Origin of the sequence: Klebsiella sp. 141251, assembly GCF_050600725.1 — a bacterium.
In the GTDB taxonomy this organism is placed as follows: domain Bacteria; phylum Pseudomonadota; class Gammaproteobacteria; order Enterobacterales; family Enterobacteriaceae; genus Klebsiella; species Klebsiella aerogenes.
The window spans coordinates 552,217-573,536 of record NZ_JAQIRG010000002.1; the positions used below are offsets into that span (position 1 = coordinate 552,217).

The following is a 21,320-nucleotide window of genomic DNA, read 5'->3' on the forward strand; positions in this document are numbered from 1 at the left end:
TTTTATTTTAAATAGGATCGTAGCAGGTGACCAACTTCCGCCATACGAGCGGCGCGTTGGTCCGGGGTGGTATCGCCGCTAACCAGTTCATCCTGCAGATGCATCTCTACCAGCTCCCCCATCAAACCGTTGGCGGCGCCGCGAATGGAGGCAATCTGTTGCAGGATAGTCATGCAGGGTTCGCCGGACTCCAGCGCGCGTTCCAGCGCCTCAACCTGTCCGCGAATACGGCGTACGCGGCTAAGCGCACGCTTCTTGTCTTCTGGTGAATGTGGCACGAGATGCCCTCCATATCATATAGGGGGGTATACTATATTTATTTGACTAAAGTGGCAAATTGAAACGCCGCTAACAACCATAGCATAGCGGCGCAGGATTACCGTTAATCGAGCGTGAGGGTCATAGCTATACAGCGTAACTCGGCGTTGGCCATTTTTGAATAATGATATTTTTCACCTTGAGAAACAAAGCCATGGCGTAGATAAAAGCCCGCCGCATTGGGGGTCGCCTCAAGCGTAATGGTTTCGAGCCCCCGTCGGCGGGCTTCGGCAATAACCGCCCCCATGATCAAATCCGCGCATCCCTGCCCGCCCCACTCAGGAAGCGTAAAGATCGCTTCCACGCTTAAGGACTCAATATCGAGATAGCCTGTAGCGACGGGTTGGCCCTGCGTATTTTCCACGATATAAAACGGATTATCGGCAACGGCGTGACGATACCCTTCGGGCATCTGTTCCGGCGTCCAGGCGTGAATCACTTCAGCGCCATAGCTTTGACGACAGCCATGGCGAATCGCCTGATTACGGATATTCCACAACGCAGGGGCTTCATCGGGTACCGCGCGTCTCACTCTCATCGCTACTCCTGTTTTTTTATGGCGTCGCTCGTGGACGGCTGGCCTTCATCGGGATGCGCGATACCACCAGCGCCCCCAAAACCAGGAACCCGGCAACGAGGTAAAATCCGGCGTTGAAGCTACCGGTTAAATCCTTCAGCCAACCGAATAATAACGGACTCATGGCCGATCCCATATTACCCGTCGCGTTAATCACCGCAATGCCGATCGCTCGCGAGCGCAGGCTGATGGATTGATCCGGCGTGGTCCAGAAAATCACCATCGCCGCATAGGCACCCGCCGAGGCCATAATCACCCCCAACAGTTGCATGATGCTATTTGACCCGTGCGCCGCCAGCATCCAGCCCGCGGCGGCAAACAGGTAGGGCAATAACGTGTGCAGCTTACGTTCCTGTAAGCGGTCAGAACGTTTGCTCCACCAGATCATCGCCATAATGGTACAGATATGCGGTACGGCGCTGAGCAGGCCAATGGCGATATTGCTGCTGCCCTGGTTAAAGCTTTTGAGAATTAGAGGCGTCCAGACGCTAAGCGCGCTTAAAGTATTACAGAGAAAGAAATAGGCCAGCGTATACATCAACACCACCGGGGTGAATACGTCGCGCCAGAGGCTGCCTTTCCCCTGCTGCAGCGCGCTGAGACTGGCGCTACCGTTCGGTTGCACTAGTCGTAGTTTGTCCTTTTCCATCATCTCGTTAAGGCAACGTTTGTCTTCATCGCTCAGCCATTTGGCCTTTTTCGGGCTATCATCGAGATAGAACCAGACCACCGCCCCCAACAGCACCGATGGGAATCCTTCCAGCAGGAACAACCACTGCCAGCCTTTAAGCGCCAGCATACCATCCATACTGAGAATATAGCCGGAGACCAGCGAGCCCAGCGCCATCGTCACCGGCATAGCAATCATAAACAACGCATTGGCGCGCGCCCGGTAGTAGGCCGGAAACCAGTAGGTTAAGTAGAGCAGAAGCCCCGGAAGAAAACCGGCTTCGGCAATCCCCACCAGCATGCGCAGCAGATACAGGCTATTCGGCCCGGTCGCGAACATGGTCGCTGTCGATGCAATCCCCCAAACCACCATAATGCTGGCAATCCAGCGACGGGCGCCAACGATCCCCAGCATGATGTTACTGGGAATACCAAAGATGACATACATCGCGTAGAACAACGTCGTCGCGAGGCCGAACATGGTGCTACTCAGCCCCAAATCCTGGCTCATCGTGAGCCCGGCAAAGCCAATATTGATACGGTCAAGAAACGAAAAGATAAAAAGCAGAAACAGAAAAGGGATCAAGCGCCGGAACAATTTATTGATCACCACCTGCTCGTGCGGGCTCAGGCGTTCAGCGCCACCGGCGTCGGCGACAGGCGGAGAAGTGGCCGGTATATTATCGGTCATGTCAGGGTTTCCTTTTGCTCATCGGTATTGAAAATGCAGGCGTTTTAGCCAATGACGCTGCGGATACCGCTGAACGTGCCAGGGTATCGTTTCGACGACCTCCCGGCTGGATTCAATCCACCGCACTGAGATTCTTATAGAACCTTTCGTTTCGTTTAGACATTTTTATTTACATAATTGATACAAATTTGCAGCATAAGTAACATTTCACGAATCATTTATTGGCGAGTGACGGAAACAAAAAACCCGCCGGCCGGCGGGTTCAGTCGTGATAAGCGGGGAACTCAGCGCTTGCGCGGCATCATGCGCAGCAGCGTATTATCTTTCCATAAATAGTGATGCAGCAGCGCCGCCAGCGCGTGCAGGCCAATGACGAAATAGCCGATATTCGCCAGTACGCCGTGCAGTTCCTTCAGGGTGTTGACCAAAGCGAAGTTGCTTTGCGCCGCAAAGGGCATCGTCAGGCCGAAAGCAAACCACGGGTTACCGCGGTAATACATCATTACCATGCCAATCGCCGGTAGCGCGATAAACAGCAGGTATATCACCAGATGGCCAAGATGGGCGAAACCGGTCATCATCGGCGAGGGTTTAGGAACAATCGGCGGCGCTGGAGACTTCAGGCGCACCAGAAGCCGTACGACCATCAGGACAAAAATGGAAATGCCGCAGGAAACGTGGATCATGTTGATTACCGGGCGGTCGCTGCGTGGGAAGAAGCCGCGCAGTTCCATCGCCGCGTAGGCGACGGCAACCAGTAAAAAGACCAGCCAGTGTATTCCTATCTGCAGGCCAGAATATTTATCGCGCATGAATAAACCTTAATGGAAGTGTGATGTTGTTAACATAACCGCCTTCCCTTAAATTTTCATTAACCTTTACCGAGGATTAAACAACAGCGTTGGCGCGAATTGAAGATCATAGGGCTCTTTTGCAAAGAGCCCTGGGCAATGTTACTGCTCGGTGAGCTGCAGTTCTGCAATGACCGGCAGATGGTCGCTGGCCGCTGACCAGTTAAATTCCGGCGAATTATGCGGGATCTCCAGCTTCTTCACATCCCACTTTTGCCCTTTGAAGGTGAAAATGTGGTCGATATCAATGGCCGGGTTAACGGCAGGCCAGCTACGCGTATCCGTCCCCTGCTTCGACACTTCGTTAAAGAAATAACCGATCTCTTTCACCGGCTGTTCTTCACGGGTTGAATTAAAATCGCCGGCCAGGATCTTAATTGAGGAGGCGATATCTTTAAAATCAGACGCCGCATCGCCAATACTCAAATCGAGCAGATAGCGAGCCTGCTCGGTACGCATGGTGGGGTCTTTTTGCCAGTCAAGATGAGTCACCATGATAATCGGCGCGGAATCAAAGCCAGGTACGTCGACCTGCGCCAGCAGCGCCACACGCTGTTCCGCATTGCCTGATGGCAGCTTCACCACCTGCGAATGCAGGATTTTGTATTTTGACAGCAGCCCCAGACCGTACTCTCCGCCATCGAAATCTAACGCTTTACCAAAGGCATAATGCATGTTGTTGGCATCGGCAATCGTCTTAAGCTGATCGATTTTCTGGCTGCGCTGAGTTTTGTTATCGACTTCCGGGACGGCAATAATATCGGCGTTAATTTTTTTAATCGCTGAATTAAGTGCCGTAAAATCGGCCACATTATCAGAAGCTTCATTCTTGCCGATATTATAGGTTGCTATGCGCAATTTCGGCTGATTTTGGGTATAGACTTTATCTGGCACCCCGCCTTTTTGTACTGCAAGTATTTCATTACCCGCAAGTTTCTCAGCCGCCAGAACGTTAGCCGACAGACACGCCAGCGCCACCATCGTCAGTGCAATGCTCTTTTTCATTGGTATGTTATTCCCCTATTTAAGTATTCTTATATTAGGGTACCGAGTGAAGACATTGATTATCGTGATGTATGGCGCAAACTTATAACGCAGAGTGAATTAAGTATCCCGAAACATTTAGGTTATCCACAAAACGGGTCAGTATCAGATCGCATAGTTTGTGGATAACTCGCCTCAGACCGCGTCAGCTCTACCCTCTCGCCATATGTTCATTATTCAACCACATACGCGTGCATGCAGGATGGACGCCTGCCTAAATACCGTAACGACATGTAGGTAATGTTTACCATTTAACGCCGCATGATGAAGCAGGCAGGGTTATACTTCCTTCGCACCATCTCGCTCCACGTGACAGTGACCGAAGACGCTTAAGGTAGATAACTTAGCCATTGGAACACCGCAGGTGAATAGCTAAGTCAATGAAAGGAAGAGAAATATCCTTCCCCACTCTATCTGAAGATAGTTTTAATGTATCAACTTCACCACCAGGAGAGTACCCATGAGTAAACTTGGTATTAATGGATTTGGTCGTATTGGACGCTTAGTACTTCGTCGTCTGTTGGAAGTAAATAGCCCGCTAGAGGTCGTGGCCATCAACGATCTCACCTCGCCGAAAGTCTTAGCCTATCTGCTTAAACATGACTCTAACTACGGCCCTTTCCCATGGAGCGTTGATTTTACAGAAGATGCGCTAATCGTTGATGGTAAGAAAATTACCGTTTATGCGGAAAAAGAGGCCCAGCATATTCCGTGGAAAGCCGCGGGCGCAGAGGTGATTGTTGAATGTACCGGCTTCTATACGTCGGCTGAAAAATCGCAGGCGCACCTGACCGCCGGCGCGAAGAAAGTGCTGATTTCCGCCCCTGCCGGCGAGATGAAAACCATCGTTTATCACGTCAATGACGACACCATGAGCCCGGATGACACCATTATTTCGGTTGCATCCTGCACCACTAACTGTCTGGCGCCAATGGCTAAAGTGCTGAACGATGCTTTCGGCATTACCGTGGGCACCATGACCACTATTCACGCTTATACCGGTACGCAATCGCTGGTCGACGGACCCCGTGGCAAAGACCTGCGCGCCTCGCGAGCGGCGGCGGAGAACGTTATACCCCACACCACCGGCGCGGCAAAAGCCATCGGTCTGGTGATCCCGGAACTCAGTGGGAAACTGAAAGGTCACGCCCAGCGCGTGCCGACTAAAACCGGCTCAGTCACTGAGCTTGTGTCCGTGCTGGCGAAGAAAGTCACCGCGGAAGAGGTTAATCAGGCCATGAAAAATGCGGCGGCGAACAACGAGTCTTTTGGCTACACCGAAGAAGAAATTGTCTCCTCCGACATTATCGGCAGCCATTTCGGCTCAATCTATGATGCGACCCAGCTGGAGATCGTAGAGGCCGGCGGCGTACAGCTAGTGAAAACCGTGGCCTGGTACGATAACGAGTACGGTTTTGTCACCCAGCTTGTCCGCGTGCTGGATAAATTCGCGAAGTAATCCCAGAATCTGCGGATAGCTGCGGCTATCCGCCTTTCTCCCTACCCCAGCGTTCTGGCGTTCAGCGCCTGGCTCAATAGCGTATCTGCACGCAAGCATTGCCACGCCGCGCTAACATCGCGTGGGAAATCGACATGGGCAATAAAATCTTTACCGTTGGGGCCATAACCCTGCGGGTTATCCAGCAAACGCGGCAGCTCGCCAAGCAGCAGTTCCAGATAACGCCCCACCGGCCACAGTCCACTATCATCTCCGCTGAATCTCAGGCCAGTAGCGCTATTTTCGAGCCGCGGCGAACAACCGGGGTAGCTCCACCAGTGCGGCGGCGCCGGAGCATCCTGCCAGACGCGGGCAAACGTCGCCATCGTCCGACGCTGCATGGTCGGATCCTGAATCACCACGCCCGAGGTATGATCCAGCCCACGCTCTTCCAGTAACCGGCGGGTAAACCACGCGTTATCGCCGCAGTTGGTTGAACGGTCTTCCACCACAATGCGATCGCGCGGTATTTGCCAGAAACGTTCGGCGATATCCGCCAGGATATGTGATTCCGGACGCCCCTCTACCTGCAGCGCCTGATAGTGCGGATGCTTTCGTACAGCGTCATATAAAAAGGTCGTCGAATGACCAATACCGCCGCTTATCAGCAACGGGACCTGCGCCTGCGCCGCCAGGTGACAGGCGGCATCAATCGTCGGGATCACCGCATTGCCGGCCAGCACGACAATTTTCGGCTGTGACTCCTGCGGTAAATCATCCTGCGCCAACCAGGCGCCAATCTGATTGGCCGCCGCTAACGTCTCGAGCGAAAGCGCCGGGAAATGCTCTGTCATACCCTTTCCTTCTTTTGTCCTGGTCCAACGATGGAGTGCCGGGCGACATCATAAACCGCGCTAAGGCGAAAAGGAAAATCCGGCAGCCACGCTTAAGCTGCCGGGTATCATCAGGCGCTGACATTATCCAAAGCCAGTTGCCCTTCGCGCTTCTGTTTCACTTTCCAGAAGCACCATAGCGCGATAAACCACACCGGCGAGGCCATCAGCGCCAGCAGCGTATCCGGGTCGAAAATCATAATGAAGATCGAGAAGGCGAAAAACAGCAGGCTCAGCCAGCACATCACCACTCCCGCCGGCATTTTGAATTTCGACTGCGCGTGCAGGTCCGGGCGTTTATGACGATACACCAGATATGCCACGAGGATCATACCCCAGCTGAAAACCACCATGATCGCCGCCAGCGTCGACACAATGGTAAATAACGTCATCACGTTTGGCACCAGGAACAGCAGTAACGTGCCGCTTAGCATGCAGAAGCAGGAGAACAGCAGGCTACGTACCGGAATGCGGGTATTACGCGACAGAATACGGAACTGCCAGTGCGCATGTTTTTCCACCGACAGGCCGTAGAGCATGCGGGTACTGGAGTAAACGCCGCTGTTCGCCGACGACATGGCCGACGTCAAGGCGACAAAGTTAATTACCGCGGCGGCGGCAGGCAGCCCGGCCTTGGCGAACAGGGTCACGAACGGACTGGCATCCGGCGAGACGCCCGGCCATGAAGCCACGGCAATAATCACTACCATCGACAGCAGATAGAAAATAATGATGCGCAGCGGCAGCGCGTTAATCGCCTTCGGCAGGATGCGCTCAGGATCGCGTGTTTCCGCCGTCATGGTGCCGAGCAGCTCAATACCGGTGAAGGAGAAAATCGCTATCTGGAAACCGGCGAAGAAACCGGTCACGCCGTGGGGCATAAAGGCCGTCGGGTCGGTAATATGGCCTAAAGAAGCCTTCACGCCATCCGGCGAAGTCCAGCCAATAGCAATCATCCACGCGCCGGTCAAAATCAGCGCGATGATGGTGATAACTTTAATCAGCGCAAACCAGAACTCGGCCTCGCCGAACATCTTTACCGACAACAGATTAAACAAGAACAGGATCCCAAGCGTACTCAGCGCGGGCATCCACGCCGACATCTCCGGGAACCAGTACTGCATATAGCTGCCGCAAACCACCACGTCGGCGATACAGGTCACCACCCAGCTAAGCCAGTAGGTCCAGCCCAGATAGAAGCTGGCCTGCGGGCCGAGATAATCGCCGACGAAATCCGCAAACGAACGATAATCCAGGCGGGTCAGCAACAGCTCCCCCATCGCCCGCATCACCATATAGGTAAAGAAACCTACCAGTAGATAAATAAGCAGAATGGACGTTCCGGCGACGGCGATGTTTCTGCCCGCCCCCATAAACAGTCCGGTGCCGATAGCGCCGCCCAGCGCAATCATCTGAATGTGCCGGGCGCCAAGGCCGCGTTTGAGCTGCGACGGGCACTCCCCGTCGGCGGCAGGATGAACCTGCCCCTCACGTTGATGTTCAGTCATGTTGATTCCTTCAAGCAGGCATGGAAAGGCTTGGCGCGGTAGCGGTCAGCAGCAGCCCGGCGCGTTGACCGGCGGCGACGCCCGCATTCGGAAACAGGATGTAGGGGGCGTCGGCATTGACCACCCAGGTTTTCTGCGCTTGACGGGCGATTTCATAGCCTGCCGGCAGCGCGGTAAAGTTTTCAATTTTCGGGTCGAGATTAAGGGTGAAACCGTTCTCGCTCTTGATGATGCTCTGCTGCACCACAAAGTATTCGACCGGCGCTTTGCTACGCGGCGGCATGATGCCGTCGGCGATCAGCGCGCCGATGGCCAGTTCGGTGGCGGCAAACAAGCGCAGATCATTTTCACCGAATGGCATCACCTTCCCCAGTTCCAGCGTGGCGCTTTGCGCGCCGAACTTCTCGCTGGTGAAGTGGGTAAAGGTGCCGCCCGGTTCGGTATGGCGCACGATGGCGTCCATACCGCTGGCCTGTAACAGCTGATAAAAATCCGCGCCGTAGTCGCCATCATGAGCGGGCAGCAGCGCAAACTGCCGATATTTCGACCCGCGAATGGCGGTATGCAGATCGAGATGCGTGCGCGGCACCTTGCCGTGGACATCGGCGCTACGGAAGAAGGCCTGTACGGCCATCTCCAGTTCAAAAGCGCGCCGCGATTCGTTACCGGGCATCGCCGCCAGATGGCGACCGCCAAACAGCCGGTTGAGATCGTTATGCAGATAGCGACGGCCGGCGCGAATGGCGGGCAGATTGCCGAACACCACCAGTAGCGCGTGGGTCAGCGGCTGTTCGCCATGGCTTAACCCCTGCAGGATCTGCAGCAACATTTCAATCGGCGCGGTTTCGTTACCGTGCACCCCGGCGGAAAGCACCGTCGCCTGTCGCCAGGGCGTTTTTGGCAGCAGTTGCAGAATGCCATCGCCTAACCAACTGGCTTCGATAGTCGGCGGAAAGGTCCATGTCTGCAGTTTACAATGCAGTAAATCGTTGACGTTTTGTTCCATTCCCGGCCCCTTATCGCTGGAAGTCATAAATCGCGCCCAGATGTAAAATCTGCGTCAGCTCGTCCAGCGCCTGATAAACCTCGCGCAGTAGCTGCGGGTCGGCGAGATCGCTGGCATGCAGGCGGTCGCGATAATGCTTTTCAACCCACGCGGTCAGCTGCCGGTAGCGTTCGTCATTCATCAGACTGTGAGCGTTGACCGCCGCGCGCTCGGCATCGTTAAGCACCACCCGCAGACGTAAACAGGCCGGGCCGCCGCCGTTGCGCATGCTTTCACGTAGATCGAATGCCGCCACTTCATCGATAGGCGATGCGCTATCGGCGGCGAGAGCGGAGAGATAACGCCAGACGTTTTCACGCTGACGACACTCTTCCGGCACCACGATCAGCATTTTGCCATCGGTTTTGCTCAGTAACTGGCTGTTGAACAGATAAGAGGCCACCGCGTCATCGAGGCTAACCTGCTCGTCCGGCACTTCAACGCTGGTAAATGGAATATTCAGACTGGCGTTTCTCTCCTTCAGCGTCGCCAGCACCTCCTGCTGTTGCAGGAAGGCGTGTTGATGATGGAACAGTACGTGACGGTTGCTGACGGCGATAACATCATTGTGGAATACGCCATGGTCGATAGCCTGCGGATTTTGCTGAGCGAATACGGTGTACTGCGGGTCGAGCTGATGCAGACGCGCCACCGCTTCGCTGGCCTCCAGCGTCTGGCGTGCGGGGTATTTAGCTGGCGCAATGCCGCCGCTGGCGCGCTTTCCGTAGACAAAAAACTGCACGCCCTGGCGGTCATAATCCCCGCAGAAACGGTTATGGTTAGCGGCCCCTTCATCACCTAAATCGCCATGCTGCGGCAGTGCCGCGTGATGCGCAAAGTAGCGCTCATCGGCGAAGGTCGCCCTGAGGATGGCCGAGGTGATCGGCGCTTCCTGCATGCGGTGCAGCTTATTGTTGAGGTTCGCCACCGTAAAATGCACTTTTCCATCAGCGCTATCGGCCGACGGCGACACGGTGGCGGCGTTGGCGGTCCACATCGAGGAAGCGGAGCTAAAAGCCGATAATAACTGCGGGGCCTCTTTGGCCGCACGCTGGATCACCTGCTCATCGCTGCCCTGAAAACCAATGCTGCGCAGCATCGTCATATTTGGCCGCGGCTGCGGCGGCAGAATGCCCTGTACAAAGCCACGATCGGCCAGGGTCTTCATCTTATAAAGCCCTTGCAGCGCCGCCTTCTTCGGGTTAGATAAACCGTCACGGTTGTTTTGTGACGCTTCGTTGCCTACCGACAACCCGGCGTAGTGGTGCGTTGGCCCCACCAGGCCGTCAAAATTCGCTTCAAATCCAGACATAGTGTCCTCACAAAAACGGTTATCAGAATGGCAGACCTGGCGACGTCGTCGCCGGAAGCGTCAGCGTTTCGCTGACCAGAGAAGCCATCGGCCAGGCGCAATAATCGGCGGCATACCACGCCGAGGCGCGATGGTTACCGGAGGCGCCGACACCGCCGAATGGCGCTTTGCTGGAGGCCCCGGTGAGCGGTTTGTTCCAGTTAACGATCCCGGCGCGCGCTTCGTCGGCCAGCTTGTCGAACAGCGCCGGGTCGGCGGAAATAAGCCCGACCGCCAGACCGTAGCGGGTGTTATTGGCAATCGCGATCGCCTCATCGAACCGGTCGTATCGAATCACGGTAAGCAGCGGGCCGAAGTACTCTTCATCCGGTACCGTAATCCCGGTAACGTCGATAATCCCCGGCGTTAACACGGTAGAGTGAGGGTCCGGCTGGCTCATGCGCAGCAGCACTTTGCCGCCCAGCGCTTCCAGCTTCGCCTGCGCCGCCAGCATGCCCTGCGCCGCGCTTTGCGAAATCACCCCGCCCATAAACGGCTGCGGTTCGGCGTCCCATTTACCGGCGCGGATCTGCCGGCTGGCATCAATCAGTTGTTCGACTAGCGCATCGCCCTGTTCGCCGCGCGGTACCAGTAAACGACGCGCGCAGGTGCAGCGCTGCCCGGCGGAGATAAAGGCCGATTGAATAATCACGTTCAGCGCCGCAACGCTATCGGTAACGTCGGCCACGATCAGCGAGTTATTGCCACCCATTTCAAGCGCCAACATTTTCTCCGGCTGACCGCCGAGGTAACGGTGGAAGTGGAAGCCAGCGGCGGCGCTACCGGTAAACAGCACGCCGTCGATATCGCGATTTTCCAGCAGCGCCTGGCCGGTATCTTTCGCCCCCTGCACCAGGTTTAGCACCCCATCCGGGATCCCAGCCTGCTGCCATAGCTGAACGGTGAGTTCCGCGGTCGCCGGCGTCAATTCGCTCGGTTTAAATACCACGGTGTTACCGGCGATCAGCGCCGGGATAATATGGCCGTTCGGCAGATGCCCCGGGAAGTTGTAAGGGCCAAACACCGCCATCACGCCGTGCGGCTTATGGCGCAGCAGCGCTTTGCCATCCGGCATAGCGGACTCGCGATAACCGGTGCGTTCGGCGTAGGCATCAATGGAAATCCCGGCTTTGCCGATCATCGCCTGTACTTCAGTGCGGGTTTCCCACAGCGGCTTGCTGGTTTCACGGGAAATTAACGTCGCCAGCGCCTCTTTATTCTCTTCCAGCAGCGCCGCGAAACGCTGAACCACGGCAATGCGTTCGCTTAATGGACGATGCGACCAGCCATAAAACGCCTCGCGCGCGGCGGCGCAGGCGGCCTGCACGTCGGCCGCGCCCGCACTTTGCGCCTGCCATAAAACGGACTGGTCTTCCGGCGCCAGCTTAGTTAACGGCGCGCCTGCGCCCTGCTGCCACTTACCTGCTATAAACTGTGCATTTACCGCCATGATCTGTTTTCCTCTGGATTGAGTGTCACCGCGTGAACCCGGTCGGTGGCATTGACCTGCAGGGCGTCCAGCGCCTGCTGATCGAGCGCTCCCGGCGTCTCTTGCGCGATGAGCACCGCGCGGAAATTATCAAACTGTCCGTTGGCGACGATGGTTGGCGTCGCCTGCGGCGTCATGAGTTGCAGCGCCGGCAGCGAATAGCTCTCTCTGATAGCGCGAATATTATCGGTTTCAGCTTCCAGTACCGGGCCGGCATCGAAGATGTCGACGGACCCGCGCCAGCTAAACCCTTCTTTTTCGAGAATAGCCCGCGCCGGCGCGGTGTTAGCATGAACCTGGCCTATCACCTCGCGGGCATCATCCGGCAGCAGCGAGATGTAAATCGGGTAAGCTGGCATCAGTTCGGCGATAAAGGTTTTCATCCCTGTACCGGTGAGGCGATCGGCATCGGCGAAAGGAATGTCGAAAAAGTGGTGCCCCAACGCATCCCAGAATGGCGAATTACCCTGCTCGTCGCTGCGCCCGCGCAGTTCGGCAAACAGATGAGGCGAAAACCACTCGCGGAACGCGGCAATAAAGACAAACCGCGCTTTGGAGAGCAGCAGGCCGTTGCGGTTCTTCTGGTACTCCGGGTCCAGAAACAGGGTACAGAGTTCGCTATGGCCGGTATGGTCGTAGCTTAAATTGAGCAATTCCTGATGCTTGTATACCCCAAGCTCTTTAGATGCCCGTACCGTCTTTTGAATACGAAAATTGTAGAACGGTTCGTCGAGCCCCACCGCGACCTCAATGGCGCTGACGCCGACAACCCGGCTCAGTTCGGTATCTTCCAGAACAAACAGAAACCCCTGTTCGCCGCGCGTCAGCTTGCCGGCAAAGGTTTCTACGCTGCGTTTGATCCGTGCGGCGAGGCGCACGGCATCATTGGGCAGCGATGTCATTCCCACGCCCGCCCGGGAGGCCAGGCGGACAATATCATCAAGGTCGTTTTCCCGTACGGGACGAAATAACATCATAGGCCGTCTCCCGGATTAGCTGGTTAAGCGGGCGACGGCGCGCTCAAGGCGCACGAAGGCTTCATCAATATCCGCCAGGGGAATATTGAGCGCCGGGGCGAAACGCAGTACGTCCGGCCCGGCTATCAGCGCGATCAGCCCCTCTTCCGCCGCCAGATTGGTCAGCGCTTTGGCTTTGCCGCGCAGATGGCTAGCCAGTTCGGCGCCAATCAGCAGCCCCATCCCACGCACGGCGCTAAAGACATCATATTTGGCGTTCAGCGCATTGAGTTTATCGACGATAAGGGTATGGCGTTCGCCCACGCCCGCCAGCAGCGCGCTATCCATTTGCGCCAGCACGCTATTAGCGACGGTCGCCGCCAGCGGGTTGCCGCCGAAAGTCGTGCCGTGAGTACCGGGCTGGAACACCTGCGCCCAGGCCTCTTTCGCCAGCATCGCGCCAATTGGGAAGCCGCCGCCCAGCCCTTTCGCGCTGGTGAGAATATCCGGAACCACGTTGTAATGCTGGTAAGCATACAGTTGGCCGGTACGCCCGGCGCCGGTCTGCACTTCATCAAAAATCAGCGTTGCTTCATGCTCATCGCACAGGTCGCGCAGCGCCTGCAGGAATTGCGGTTCCGCCGGCATGACGCCGCCTTCGCCGATAATCGGTTCAACGATGACCGCGCAGGTGCGGGAAGAGAACGCCGCTTTCACCGCATCGATGTCGTTATACGGCAGATGGGTGATGTCCTGCGGTAATGGCGCATAGTCGCTGGAGTACTTCGGCTGTCCTCCCACGGTGACGGTAAACAGAGTGCGCCCATGGAAAGAGTTCTTGAAGGCGATGATTTCGCTCTTGTCGGCGCCGAATTTGTCGTGCGCATACTTGCGCGCCAGCTTCAGCGCGGCTTCGTTGGCTTCAGCGCCGGAGTTACAGAAGAAAATTTTATCGGCGAAGGTCGACTCCACCAGGGTTTTCGCCAGCTGCAGCACCGGTTCGTTGGTATAGCCGTTGCCGATGTGCCACAGCTTATCCAGCTGCGCTTTCAGCGCGTTAGCCAGCGCCGGATTCGCATGACCCAGCGCGTTAACCGCAATGCCGCCAGCCACGTCAATGTACTCTTTACCCTGCTGGTCCCAGACGCGGGAGCCCGCCGCTTTCACCGGGATAAACGGCGCGGGAGCGAAACACGGAACCATATAAGCATCAAAATCTTCGCGAGTGATACTGCCTGACATAACAATTCTCCGGAACGAGGATCGGCGGCATAAATTGGCCAATCGTGAATAGTCGAATTTAACAATTTCCCTTTAGCCGTTTTCAGGGCGCACACGTCCCGCTGCGATGACAAATATTTTCACCACAACTGAAATAAGCCATTTTATTTGTATGGGTATATGTTAATTCACGGTTAATACCTTGTGTATTGCGTGAGCTAATGCTGGGCCCTGACGCGCAACAAAGTCAATACAACCACGAATCATTTTATTCACTTTTAGAGGATCATCAAGATAATGAAAAATATGAAAAAATTATTTCAGTATTCACTTATCTGCATAAAATATGCATATTGATGCATGACATGCAGGCGCCAGAGTGTGCTTATTTATTCAAATGCAACCCCAAAAAACTAACAAAAATGTAAAATTCGGAATAGCCGTCAAATACTGGTTTATAAAATTGGTGATAACATTCATCACACAGATTTTACTGCTGTACCTATTCCACGGTTTTACACGACACAAATAACATTGAGATACAGGACTCTTATGGAAAAGTTATCTTACGCATCTGAAAGTAGTACATCTCCATGGACCACTTACCTGCGCCAGATCGACCGCGTCGCGCCGTATCTGGGCGACCTCGCCTACTGGGTGGAAACCCTGCGCCACCCGAAACGCGCGCTGATCGTTGATATTCCAGTGCAGATGGATGATGGCACCATCCGCCATTTCGAAGGCTATCGCGTACAGCACAATCTATCGCGTGGACCGGGTAAAGGTGGTGTTCGCTACCATCCGGATGTCGATCTTAACGAGGTAATGGCGCTTTCTGCCTGGATGACCATCAAGTGCGCCGCGGTCAATATTCCTTACGGCGGAGCCAAAGGCGGCATCCGCGTCGACCCGTTCTCACTGTCTGAAGGCGAGCTGGAACGTCTGACCCGTCGCTATACCAGCGAAATCGGCATTATCATTGGACCACAGAAAGATATTCCGGCGCCGGACGTAGGCACCAACGGTAAAGTGATGGCGTGGATGATGGACACCTACTCCATGAACCACGGCACCACTATCACCGGCGTGGTTACCGGTAAGCCGATTCATCTCGGCGGTTCGCTGGGGCGTGAAAAAGCTACCGGCCGCGGCGTCTTCGTCACCGGTCGTGAAGTGGCTCGTCGTAACGGTATCGAAATCGAAGGCGCGAAAGTCGCGCTGCAAGGTTTTGGTAACGTCGGCAGCGAAGCCGCTCGTCTGTTCGCCGACGTTGGCGCGCGTATTGTCGTGATCCAGGATCACACCGCGACCCTGTTCAACGAAGGCGGCATCGACATGCAGGCGCTGACCGCATGGCAGGCCGAGAACAAGAAGATCGCCGGCTTCCCGGGCGCGCGTGAAATCGCTAAAGAAGATTTCTGGACCACCGAGATGGATATCCTGATCCCGGCAGCGCTGGAAGGCCAAATCACCCGTGAGCGCGCGGAAAAAATCAGCTGTAAGCTGATCCTCGAAGGCGCCAACGGCCCGACCTATCCGGACGCCGACGACGTGCTCGCCGACCGCGGAGTGATCGTGGTTCCGGACGTTATCTGTAACGCCGGCGGCGTGACCGTCAGCTACTTCGAATGGGTTCAGGATATGGCGAGCTTCTTCTGGAGCGAAGAAGAGATCAACGCCAAAATGGACCGCATCATGACCGATGCTATCGTTCATGTCTGCGATAAAGCCGCCGAGAAAGCCTGTTCTCTGCGTACCGCGGCCTATATCGTCGCCTGTGAGCGCATCCTGCTGGCGCGTAAAGATCGCGGCATCTATCCGGGCTAATGTCCTGGTAATCCAGATGTTCAACCCGGGCTCGCCCGGGTTTTTTATTTTTTTTCCACGTGTCAGCCGGCCTTTTCCACAAAAAACGCACATTGCGTTAACCTATTTTTATCTTCGTGACTTGAAATCGGTAAATCGCCGCGCCTAAAATCATTAGAGCTCTAATGAATTTGCAGGCGGAACATGGATAACCGACAGCTTAACTTTTCCCATCTCTTATACTTAACCGCGCATCACTGGCGGCTGGCGGTTAACCGGCGGTTGAAAAATCTTGGCATGAGCCAGGCGTCATGGGTGGCGGTCTCAGCCATTGCCCGCAACGAGCAGCCCCTCTCGCAAAGCGAACTGGCGCAGGAGCTCGGTGTTGAAAGCGCCACCATCGTCCCGCTCATTAACCGCCTGGTCGAACTTGAACTGGTGGAGCGCGTTAAGCCTGACAGCGATAAACGTAAGCGTCTGCTGGTCGCCACTGCAAAAGGGATGGCGCTTTTCCATCAGGTGAAAGCGGTCGCCGACGACCTGCGCGAGGAGATCCTCACCGCCATCACTGCGGAAGAGCGTGAGCAAACCCACCGGGTACTGGAAAAGCTGCTGCACGAGGTGGAAAAGAAATAATGCCTCGTCGCGAAGCTAATCCTTATGTGCCCCACGACTGGGCGCCGCATGAAAAGCCGGCGATGCTCGGTTCGCCGTCGACGCCAATCCACAGTACGCCGAAACGCGTCGCTTACGGCATCGTCGGGCTGTTGGTGTGTCTGACCGGCGCGCTGGGTAATGCCGTCGTTACCGCCAACCTGCAACTGCTGCAGGGCACTTTTGCCGCCTGGTCGACGGAAATTGCGTGGCTGCCGGCGGTCTACGTGATGACTAACGTTTCTATCAACCTGCTGCTGGTGAAATTTCGCCAGCAGTTTGGCCTGCGCGCCTTTACTGAAGGCTTCCTGGTACTGTATGTACTGGTCACTTTCTTCCACCTGTTCGTCAACGATCTCAGCTCGGCAGTGATGGTGCGCGCGGCGCACGGCATGGTGGCAGCGGCGCTGAGTTCTCTGGGGATTTACTATCAGGTGCAGGCCTGGCCGGCGCGCCACCGTCTGAAGGCGTTGACCATTGGGATCACCGGATCGTCGCTGGCAATCCCGCTGGCGCGTCTGTTTTCGACTGAACTGCTGCAGATTGACGAATGGCGCGGGCTCTATTTCTTTGAGCTCGGGCTGGCGCTGGTGTCGCTCGCCTGCGTCATCGCGCTGAAACTGCCGCCCAGCGATCGCAAAAAAGTGTTTGAGAAGAAGGATTTCATTACCTTCTTCTTGCTGGCTCCCGGCATGGCTTTGGTCTGCGCGGTGCTGTCGCTGGGCCGTCTGGACTGGTGGTTTGAGGCGCCGTGGCTTGGCTGGTCGCTGGCGGGGGCGGTGGTGCTGATCGTTTCGGCTATCGCCTTTGAACATAATCGAACGAATCCGCTGCTTAACACCAAATGGCTTTCCAGCGGCAGTATCATTCGTCTGGGGCTGATTATGCTGCTGATTCGTATCGTACTGGCGGAACAGAATACCGGGGTCATCGGCTGGCTGCAGTACGTCGGCTTGCAAAACGAGCAGATGACTAACCTGGCGTGGTCGATTTTCGCCGGTATCGTCTGCGGTATCGTCGCCAGTTGTCTGACGCTTAACCCGCAGCGCCTTTACTGGCCCACCGCGACCGCGCTGGCGTTGATCATGATTGCCTCGTTGCTTGATAGTCAGTCCACTGCCCTGACCCGTCCGGAACAGTTAATGTTCAGCCAGTTTTTACTTGGTTTCGGCAGCGCCTTCTTCCTCGCGCCGGCCATGCTGGCGGGAATTGGCGGGGTGATTGCCGACCAGCGCAATCTGGTCAGCTTCTCGGTACTGTTTGGCATGAGCCAAAATATCGGCGGTCTTCTCGGTTCAGCTATCCTCGGTACCTTTCAGACCTGGCGCGAAAAATTTCATTCCAGCCAGTTGGCCGATCAGATAACCACGCTGAACCCGTTGATCGCCGAGCGACTGCAGCAGTACAGCCAGATGTATCAAAGCCAAATTGGCGACAGCACGCTATTGAACGTGCAGGCTACCACGTTGCTGCAAAACGCCTCGACGCTACAGGCCAATATTCTCGCCTACAATGACACTTATCTCCTGACGGCGGCGATCTCTGCCGCAACGCTGGTGTGGATTTTCTGGCGCTTAATCAGATTGCGAATCACCGCCCGTATCGCGTTAAAACGCGCAACCGGCAACAAATAATAAGATAATTTTTACTCTGGAGTGGTTATGAGTCAGCAGGACGCGGCCAGGCAACAGGCCAATACCCGAAACAACATCCGCGTGGTGTCTATTTTTACCGCCGCGGCGATCGGCATCGTCGGTGTATTGGTTATTCTTTACGCCTGGCAGTTGCCCCCTTTCACCCGGCATAGTCAGTTCACCGATAACGCTTATGTGCGCGGTCAGACGACGTTTATCAGCCCACAGGTTAACGGGTATATCACCGCGGTGAACGTCAAAGATTTTGATACCGTTCAGCCGGGACAGGTACTGTTCCAGATTGACGATCGCATCTATAAGCAGCGGGTACACCAGGCGCAGGCGACGTTGGCGATGAAACAGGCGGCGCTGAAAAACAACCAGCAGCAGCGGAAAAGCGCCGAAGCGACGATCGCCAAAAACGAGGCCGCCTTGCAAAACGCCCGCGCGCAGAATCAGAAAACCCAGGCCGATTTAAAACGCGTCCAGGAGCTTACCGCGGACGGGTCGTTATCCATTCGCGAACGCGATTCCGCGCGGGCCAGCGCGGCTCAAGGCGCTGCCGATATCGAACAGGCGAAAGCCACGCTGGAGATGTCGCGCCAGGATCTGCAGTCCACTATCGTCAATCGCGATTCGCTGGAGGCCGATGTAGCCAGCGCCAAAGCAGCGCTCGAGCTTGCCGAAATCGACCTGCAGAATACGCGGATTATCGCCCCGACGACCGGGCAACTGGGGCAAATCTCCGTACGCCTTGGCGCCTATGTCAGCGCGGGGACGCATTTGACCTCGCTGGTACCGCCTCAGCACTGGGTTATCGCCAACCTGAAAGAGACGCAGCTCGCCGAGGTGCGCGTCGGCCAGCCGGTTACCTTCTCGGTCGATGCGCTGAATAGCGAAACCTTCCACGGCAAGGTACAAAGTATTTCGCCAGCAACCGGCGTCGAATTCAGCGCGATCTCACCGGATAACGCGACCGGCAACTTTGTCAAAATCGCCCAGCGAATTCCTGTCCGTATCGCGGTCGATGAGGGGCAGAAAAACAGCCACCGCCTGCGTCCGGGTATGTCGGTGCAGGTGACGATTGATACCCGCGCGGAGAATAAACAATGATCCGCCCGTTAACCCTTGCCGTGGCGCTGGCGCTGGTCGGTTGTCAGTCTGCCGATGTACCACGCGCGGAGCCCATGCTGGCGATCCCTGCCGCCTGGCGGGCCGATGTGGGTCCATCCAGCCCGGTAGAAGGCGTGTGGTGGCGTAATTTCCACGACAGCGCGCTTAATCAGTATGTCGATCGGGCGTTGCGCTACAACAGCGACGTCCTGATCGCCCGTGAGCGGGTTAACGAGTATCAGGCGCGTGCCTACGCTGCTAATAGCAGCTTATTCCCCTCGCTTGATGCCAGCCTGACCGGTACCCGCGCTCGCGCACAGTCTGCCGCGACTGGCCTGCCCATTCACAGCACGCTGTACAAAGGGGGCCTGACCGCCAGCTATGACGTCGATATATGGGGAGCCAACCGCAGCGCCGCCAGCGCCGCCGAGGCCAGCCTTGAAGCGCAGAAAGCCGCTGCCGCAGCGGCTAATCTGACCGTGGCGACATCGGTCGCCGTCGGCTACGTCACCTTGTTGTCATTAGACGAGCAGTTGCGGGTCACCCGCCAAACGCTGAAATCGCGAGAAGATGCGTGGAATCTGGCTAAACGCCAGTATGAAACCGGCTATACCTCGCGCCTGGAGCTCATGCAGGCGGATTCAGAGCTACGCTCCACGCGGGCGCAGATCCCGCCGTTGCAGCATCAAATCGCGCAACAAGAGAACGCCCTTAGCGTTCTCTTGGGCGACAATCCCGGTTCGGTAAAACGTAACGAGTTCGCACAACTGACCCCGCTACGCCTGCCCTCGCAGCTGCCATCATCGCTAATGAGCCGCCGTCCTGACATTGTACAGGCTCAACGACAGCTGGTGGCCGCCGATGCCACCCTTGCCTCGTCGCAGGCGCAGTTGCTGCCATCAATTAACCTGACCGCCACCGGCAGCCTGCAGGACCGGACGCTGCCGGATCTGCTCGATAATCCGCTGCGGCTCTGGAGCATCGGCGGCAGCATTCTGGCGCCGTTACTCAACCGCCAGGCGCTAAATGCGCAGGTTGATGTCTCGATGGCCCAGCGCAATCAGGCGCTGTACGGGTATGAGAAAACGGTACGCGGCGCGTTCAAAGAGGTGAACGATAGCCTGGATGCCATCAGCCGCTACGGGGAACAGTTAACCGAGCTCCAGGAGCAGGAATCGGTCGCCGCAGAGACGTTGCGTATCGCGCAGAACCGCTATCGTAACGGCTACTCTTCTTATCTGGACGTGTTGGATGCGCAAAGAACGTTGTTCTCCACTCAATTAAGCGTGGTGCAGGTGAAAAATAATCTTCTGCTGGCGCAGATTGATTTGTACCGGGCGCTGGGAGGTGGCTGGTCTGACTCATCAGGGAGCTGAATGGGGAAGCGTCATATGCAACAACAGTGGTCGGCAGTAGACAATTATTTGATTGAGGCCTTAATTCCCGGCGATGCTGTGCTCGATCGGGTACTCGAAAACAACCATCGTTCCGGGTTGCCGGCACACGATGTCGCCGCCAATCAGGGTCAGTTTCTCGCCCTGCTGGTACGGCTTACCCAAGCTAAGCGAATACTGGAGATCGGCACTCTCGGCGGCTATAGCACCATCTGGATGGCGCGCGAGCTTCCTGCCGACGGCCAACTACTCACGCTGGAGGCCGACGCGCATCATGCCCAGGTAGCGCGGGAGAATCTGCAGTTGGCGGGGGTTGATCATCTGGTCACGCTGCGGGAGGGACCGGCGCTACAGTCCCTGGAGGCGCTTGGCGAATGTCCCGCTTTCGACCTGATCTTCATCGATGCCGATAAGCCGAATAATCCCCATTATCTGCGCTGGGCGCTACGTTATTCCCGCCCAGGAACCTTAATTATTGGCGATAACGTGGTACGCGACGGCGAAGTGGTCAACCCACAGAGCGCCGACGAGCGCGTTCAGGGCGTGCGTCAGTTCATTGAGATGATGGGCGCCGAGCCACGGTTGACGGCAACGGCGCTGCAGACCGTGGGTAATAAAGGCTGGGACGGCTTTACTCTGGCGTGGGTAAACGCTTAAACGTGGGCACC

General features: G+C 56.3%; 19 protein-coding genes. 7 read left to right on the forward strand and 12 right to left on the reverse strand.

Annotated elements, in window-relative coordinates; genetic code table 11:
- Positions 1-2 precede the first annotated feature (2 nt).
- The 5 genes from PGR09_RS07215 to PGR09_RS07235 form a co-directional block, all read right to left on the reverse strand.
- Positions 3-278 (reverse strand): metal/formaldehyde-sensitive transcriptional repressor, encoded by a 276-nt coding sequence (locus tag PGR09_RS07215; RefSeq protein WP_015705585.1) that lies wholly within the window; start codon positions 276-278, stop codon positions 3-5.
- Positions 279-382: 104 nt separating this feature from the next.
- Entirely contained in the window at positions 383-856 is a 474-nt protein-coding gene (locus tag PGR09_RS07220) for a GNAT family N-acetyltransferase (protein ID WP_047048821.1), read from the reverse strand.
- A gap of 16 nt (positions 857-872) precedes the next feature.
- Complete coding sequence (gene hpaX, locus PGR09_RS07225) at positions 873-2,255, reverse strand: 4-hydroxyphenylacetate permease (protein WP_047048824.1); 1,383 nt, start codon at positions 2,253-2,255, stop codon at positions 873-875.
- A gap of 284 nt (positions 2,256-2,539) precedes the next feature.
- Positions 2,540-3,067: a cytochrome b561 gene (cybB, locus tag PGR09_RS07230; RefSeq protein WP_047048825.1), complete on the reverse strand. Its 528-nt coding sequence runs from the start codon at positions 3,065-3,067 to the stop codon at positions 2,540-2,542.
- A gap of 141 nt (positions 3,068-3,208) precedes the next feature.
- The gene (locus PGR09_RS07235; RefSeq protein ID WP_052766971.1) at positions 3,209-4,111 is read right to left on the reverse strand and encodes an endonuclease/exonuclease/phosphatase family protein; all 903 of its coding nucleotides are present in this window, start codon (positions 4,109-4,111) and stop codon (positions 3,209-3,211) included.
- Between the two features lie 499 nt (positions 4,112-4,610).
- On the opposite strand from PGR09_RS07235, the gene gap reads away from it, so the two are divergent.
- The gene (gene gap / locus PGR09_RS07240) at positions 4,611-5,609 is read left to right on the forward strand and encodes a type I glyceraldehyde-3-phosphate dehydrogenase (protein WP_045393926.1); all 999 of its coding nucleotides are present in this window, start codon (positions 4,611-4,613) and stop codon (positions 5,607-5,609) included.
- 41 nt (positions 5,610-5,650) lie between these two features.
- Here the strand turns inward: gap and PGR09_RS07245 are convergent, their stop codons facing one another.
- From PGR09_RS07245 to PGR09_RS07275, 7 genes are all read right to left on the reverse strand, one after another.
- Complete coding sequence (locus tag PGR09_RS07245) at positions 5,651-6,442, reverse strand: YdcF family protein (protein ID WP_430915984.1); 792 nt, start codon at positions 6,440-6,442, stop codon at positions 5,651-5,653.
- A 110-nt stretch (positions 6,443-6,552) separates the two neighbouring features.
- Entirely contained in the window at positions 6,553-7,989 is a 1,437-nt protein-coding gene (locus PGR09_RS07250; protein WP_047048834.1) for an amino acid permease, read from the reverse strand.
- Between the two features lie 10 nt (positions 7,990-7,999).
- Positions 8,000-8,995: a succinylglutamate desuccinylase gene (astE, locus tag PGR09_RS07255; protein WP_045393920.1), complete on the reverse strand. Its 996-nt coding sequence runs from the start codon at positions 8,993-8,995 to the stop codon at positions 8,000-8,002.
- Between the two features lie 10 nt (positions 8,996-9,005).
- Entirely contained in the window at positions 9,006-10,346 is a 1,341-nt protein-coding gene (gene astB / locus PGR09_RS07260; protein ID WP_430915985.1) for an N-succinylarginine dihydrolase, read from the reverse strand.
- A gap of 22 nt (positions 10,347-10,368) precedes the next feature.
- Entirely contained in the window at positions 10,369-11,835 is a 1,467-nt protein-coding gene (gene astD / locus PGR09_RS07265) for a succinylglutamate-semialdehyde dehydrogenase (protein WP_049060835.1), read from the reverse strand.
- Positions 11,826-12,848, reverse strand: a complete 1,023-nt coding sequence (astA, locus tag PGR09_RS07270; protein ID WP_161801935.1) for an arginine N-succinyltransferase — start codon at positions 12,846-12,848, stop codon at positions 11,826-11,828. Before astA ends, astD begins: the two co-directional genes overlap by 10 nt.
- An 18-nt stretch (positions 12,849-12,866) precedes the next feature.
- On the reverse strand, positions 12,867-14,072 hold the full coding sequence (locus tag PGR09_RS07275) for a bifunctional succinylornithine transaminase/acetylornithine transaminase (protein ID WP_047079074.1): 1,206 nt from the start codon (positions 14,070-14,072) through the stop codon (positions 12,867-12,869).
- Between the two features lie 531 nt (positions 14,073-14,603).
- Between PGR09_RS07275 and PGR09_RS07280 the strand changes: the two genes are divergently transcribed.
- The 6 genes from PGR09_RS07280 to PGR09_RS07305 all read left to right on the forward strand — a co-directional run bounded on the left by PGR09_RS07280 (position 14,604) and on the right by PGR09_RS07305 (position 21,309).
- Complete coding sequence (locus PGR09_RS07280; RefSeq protein ID WP_015366353.1) at positions 14,604-15,878, forward strand: Glu/Leu/Phe/Val family dehydrogenase; 1,275 nt, start codon at positions 14,604-14,606, stop codon at positions 15,876-15,878.
- 183 nt (positions 15,879-16,061) lie between these two features.
- Positions 16,062-16,493, forward strand: coding sequence for a MarR family winged helix-turn-helix transcriptional regulator (locus PGR09_RS07285; RefSeq protein ID WP_045382685.1), 432 nt, complete (start codon positions 16,062-16,064; stop codon positions 16,491-16,493).
- Positions 16,493-18,145 carry an MFS transporter gene (locus PGR09_RS07290; protein ID WP_047079073.1) on the forward strand — a complete coding sequence of 551 codons (1,653 nt, stop codon included), beginning with the start codon at positions 16,493-16,495 and terminating at the stop codon, positions 18,143-18,145. Before PGR09_RS07285 ends, PGR09_RS07290 begins: the two co-directional genes overlap by 1 nt.
- A gap of 27 nt (positions 18,146-18,172) precedes the next feature.
- Positions 18,173-19,258: an HlyD family secretion protein gene (locus PGR09_RS07295; protein ID WP_020078647.1), complete on the forward strand. Its 1,086-nt coding sequence runs from the start codon at positions 18,173-18,175 to the stop codon at positions 19,256-19,258.
- Complete coding sequence (locus PGR09_RS07300; RefSeq protein ID WP_430915986.1) at positions 19,255-20,634, forward strand: efflux transporter outer membrane subunit; 1,380 nt, start codon at positions 19,255-19,257, stop codon at positions 20,632-20,634. The genes PGR09_RS07295 and PGR09_RS07300 overlap by 4 nt, the downstream gene beginning before the upstream one ends.
- On the forward strand, positions 20,635-21,309 hold the full coding sequence (locus PGR09_RS07305) for an O-methyltransferase (RefSeq protein WP_080957283.1): 675 nt from the start codon (positions 20,635-20,637) through the stop codon (positions 21,307-21,309).
- The last annotated feature ends 11 nt before the right edge of the window (positions 21,310-21,320 follow it).

Excerpts from the sequence above, each read along its gene's own strand:
- PGR09_RS07220 (WP_047048821.1), bottom strand. The coding sequence starts at position 856 with ATGAGAGTGAGACGCGCGGTACCCGATGAAGCCCCTGCGTTGTGGAAT.
- hpaX (WP_047048824.1), bottom strand. The coding sequence starts at position 2,255 with ATGACCGATAATATACCGGCCACTTCTCCGCCTGTCGCCGACGCCGGT.
- cybB (WP_047048825.1), bottom strand. The coding sequence starts at position 3,067 with ATGCGCGATAAATATTCTGGCCTGCAGATAGGAATACACTGGCTGGTC.
- PGR09_RS07235 (WP_052766971.1), bottom strand. The coding sequence starts at position 4,111 with ATGAAAAAGAGCATTGCACTGACGATGGTGGCGCTGGCGTGTCTGTCG.
- gap (WP_045393926.1), top strand. The coding sequence starts at position 4,611 with ATGAGTAAACTTGGTATTAATGGATTTGGTCGTATTGGACGCTTAGTA.
- PGR09_RS07245 (WP_430915984.1), bottom strand. The coding sequence starts at position 6,442 with ATGACAGAGCATTTCCCGGCGCTTTCGCTCGAGACGTTAGCGGCGGCC.
- PGR09_RS07250 (WP_047048834.1), bottom strand. The coding sequence starts at position 7,989 with ATGACTGAACATCAACGTGAGGGGCAGGTTCATCCTGCCGCCGACGGG.
- astE (WP_045393920.1), bottom strand. The coding sequence starts at position 8,995 with ATGGAACAAAACGTCAACGATTTACTGCATTGTAAACTGCAGACATGG.
- astB (WP_430915985.1), bottom strand. The coding sequence starts at position 10,346 with ATGTCTGGATTTGAAGCGAATTTTGACGGCCTGGTGGGGCCAACGCAC.
- astD (WP_049060835.1), bottom strand. The coding sequence starts at position 11,835 with ATGGCGGTAAATGCACAGTTTATAGCAGGTAAGTGGCAGCAGGGCGCA.
- astA (WP_161801935.1), bottom strand. The coding sequence starts at position 12,848 with ATGTTATTTCGTCCCGTACGGGAAAACGACCTTGATGATATTGTCCGC.
- PGR09_RS07275 (WP_047079074.1), bottom strand. The coding sequence starts at position 14,072 with ATGTCAGGCAGTATCACTCGCGAAGATTTTGATGCTTATATGGTTCCG.
- PGR09_RS07280 (WP_015366353.1), top strand. The coding sequence starts at position 14,604 with ATGGAAAAGTTATCTTACGCATCTGAAAGTAGTACATCTCCATGGACC.
- PGR09_RS07285 (WP_045382685.1), top strand. The coding sequence starts at position 16,062 with ATGGATAACCGACAGCTTAACTTTTCCCATCTCTTATACTTAACCGCG.
- PGR09_RS07290 (WP_047079073.1), top strand. The coding sequence starts at position 16,493 with ATGCCTCGTCGCGAAGCTAATCCTTATGTGCCCCACGACTGGGCGCCG.
- PGR09_RS07295 (WP_020078647.1), top strand. The coding sequence starts at position 18,173 with ATGAGTCAGCAGGACGCGGCCAGGCAACAGGCCAATACCCGAAACAAC.
- PGR09_RS07300 (WP_430915986.1), top strand. The coding sequence starts at position 19,255 with ATGATCCGCCCGTTAACCCTTGCCGTGGCGCTGGCGCTGGTCGGTTGT.
- PGR09_RS07305 (WP_080957283.1), top strand. The coding sequence starts at position 20,635 with ATGGGGAAGCGTCATATGCAACAACAGTGGTCGGCAGTAGACAATTAT.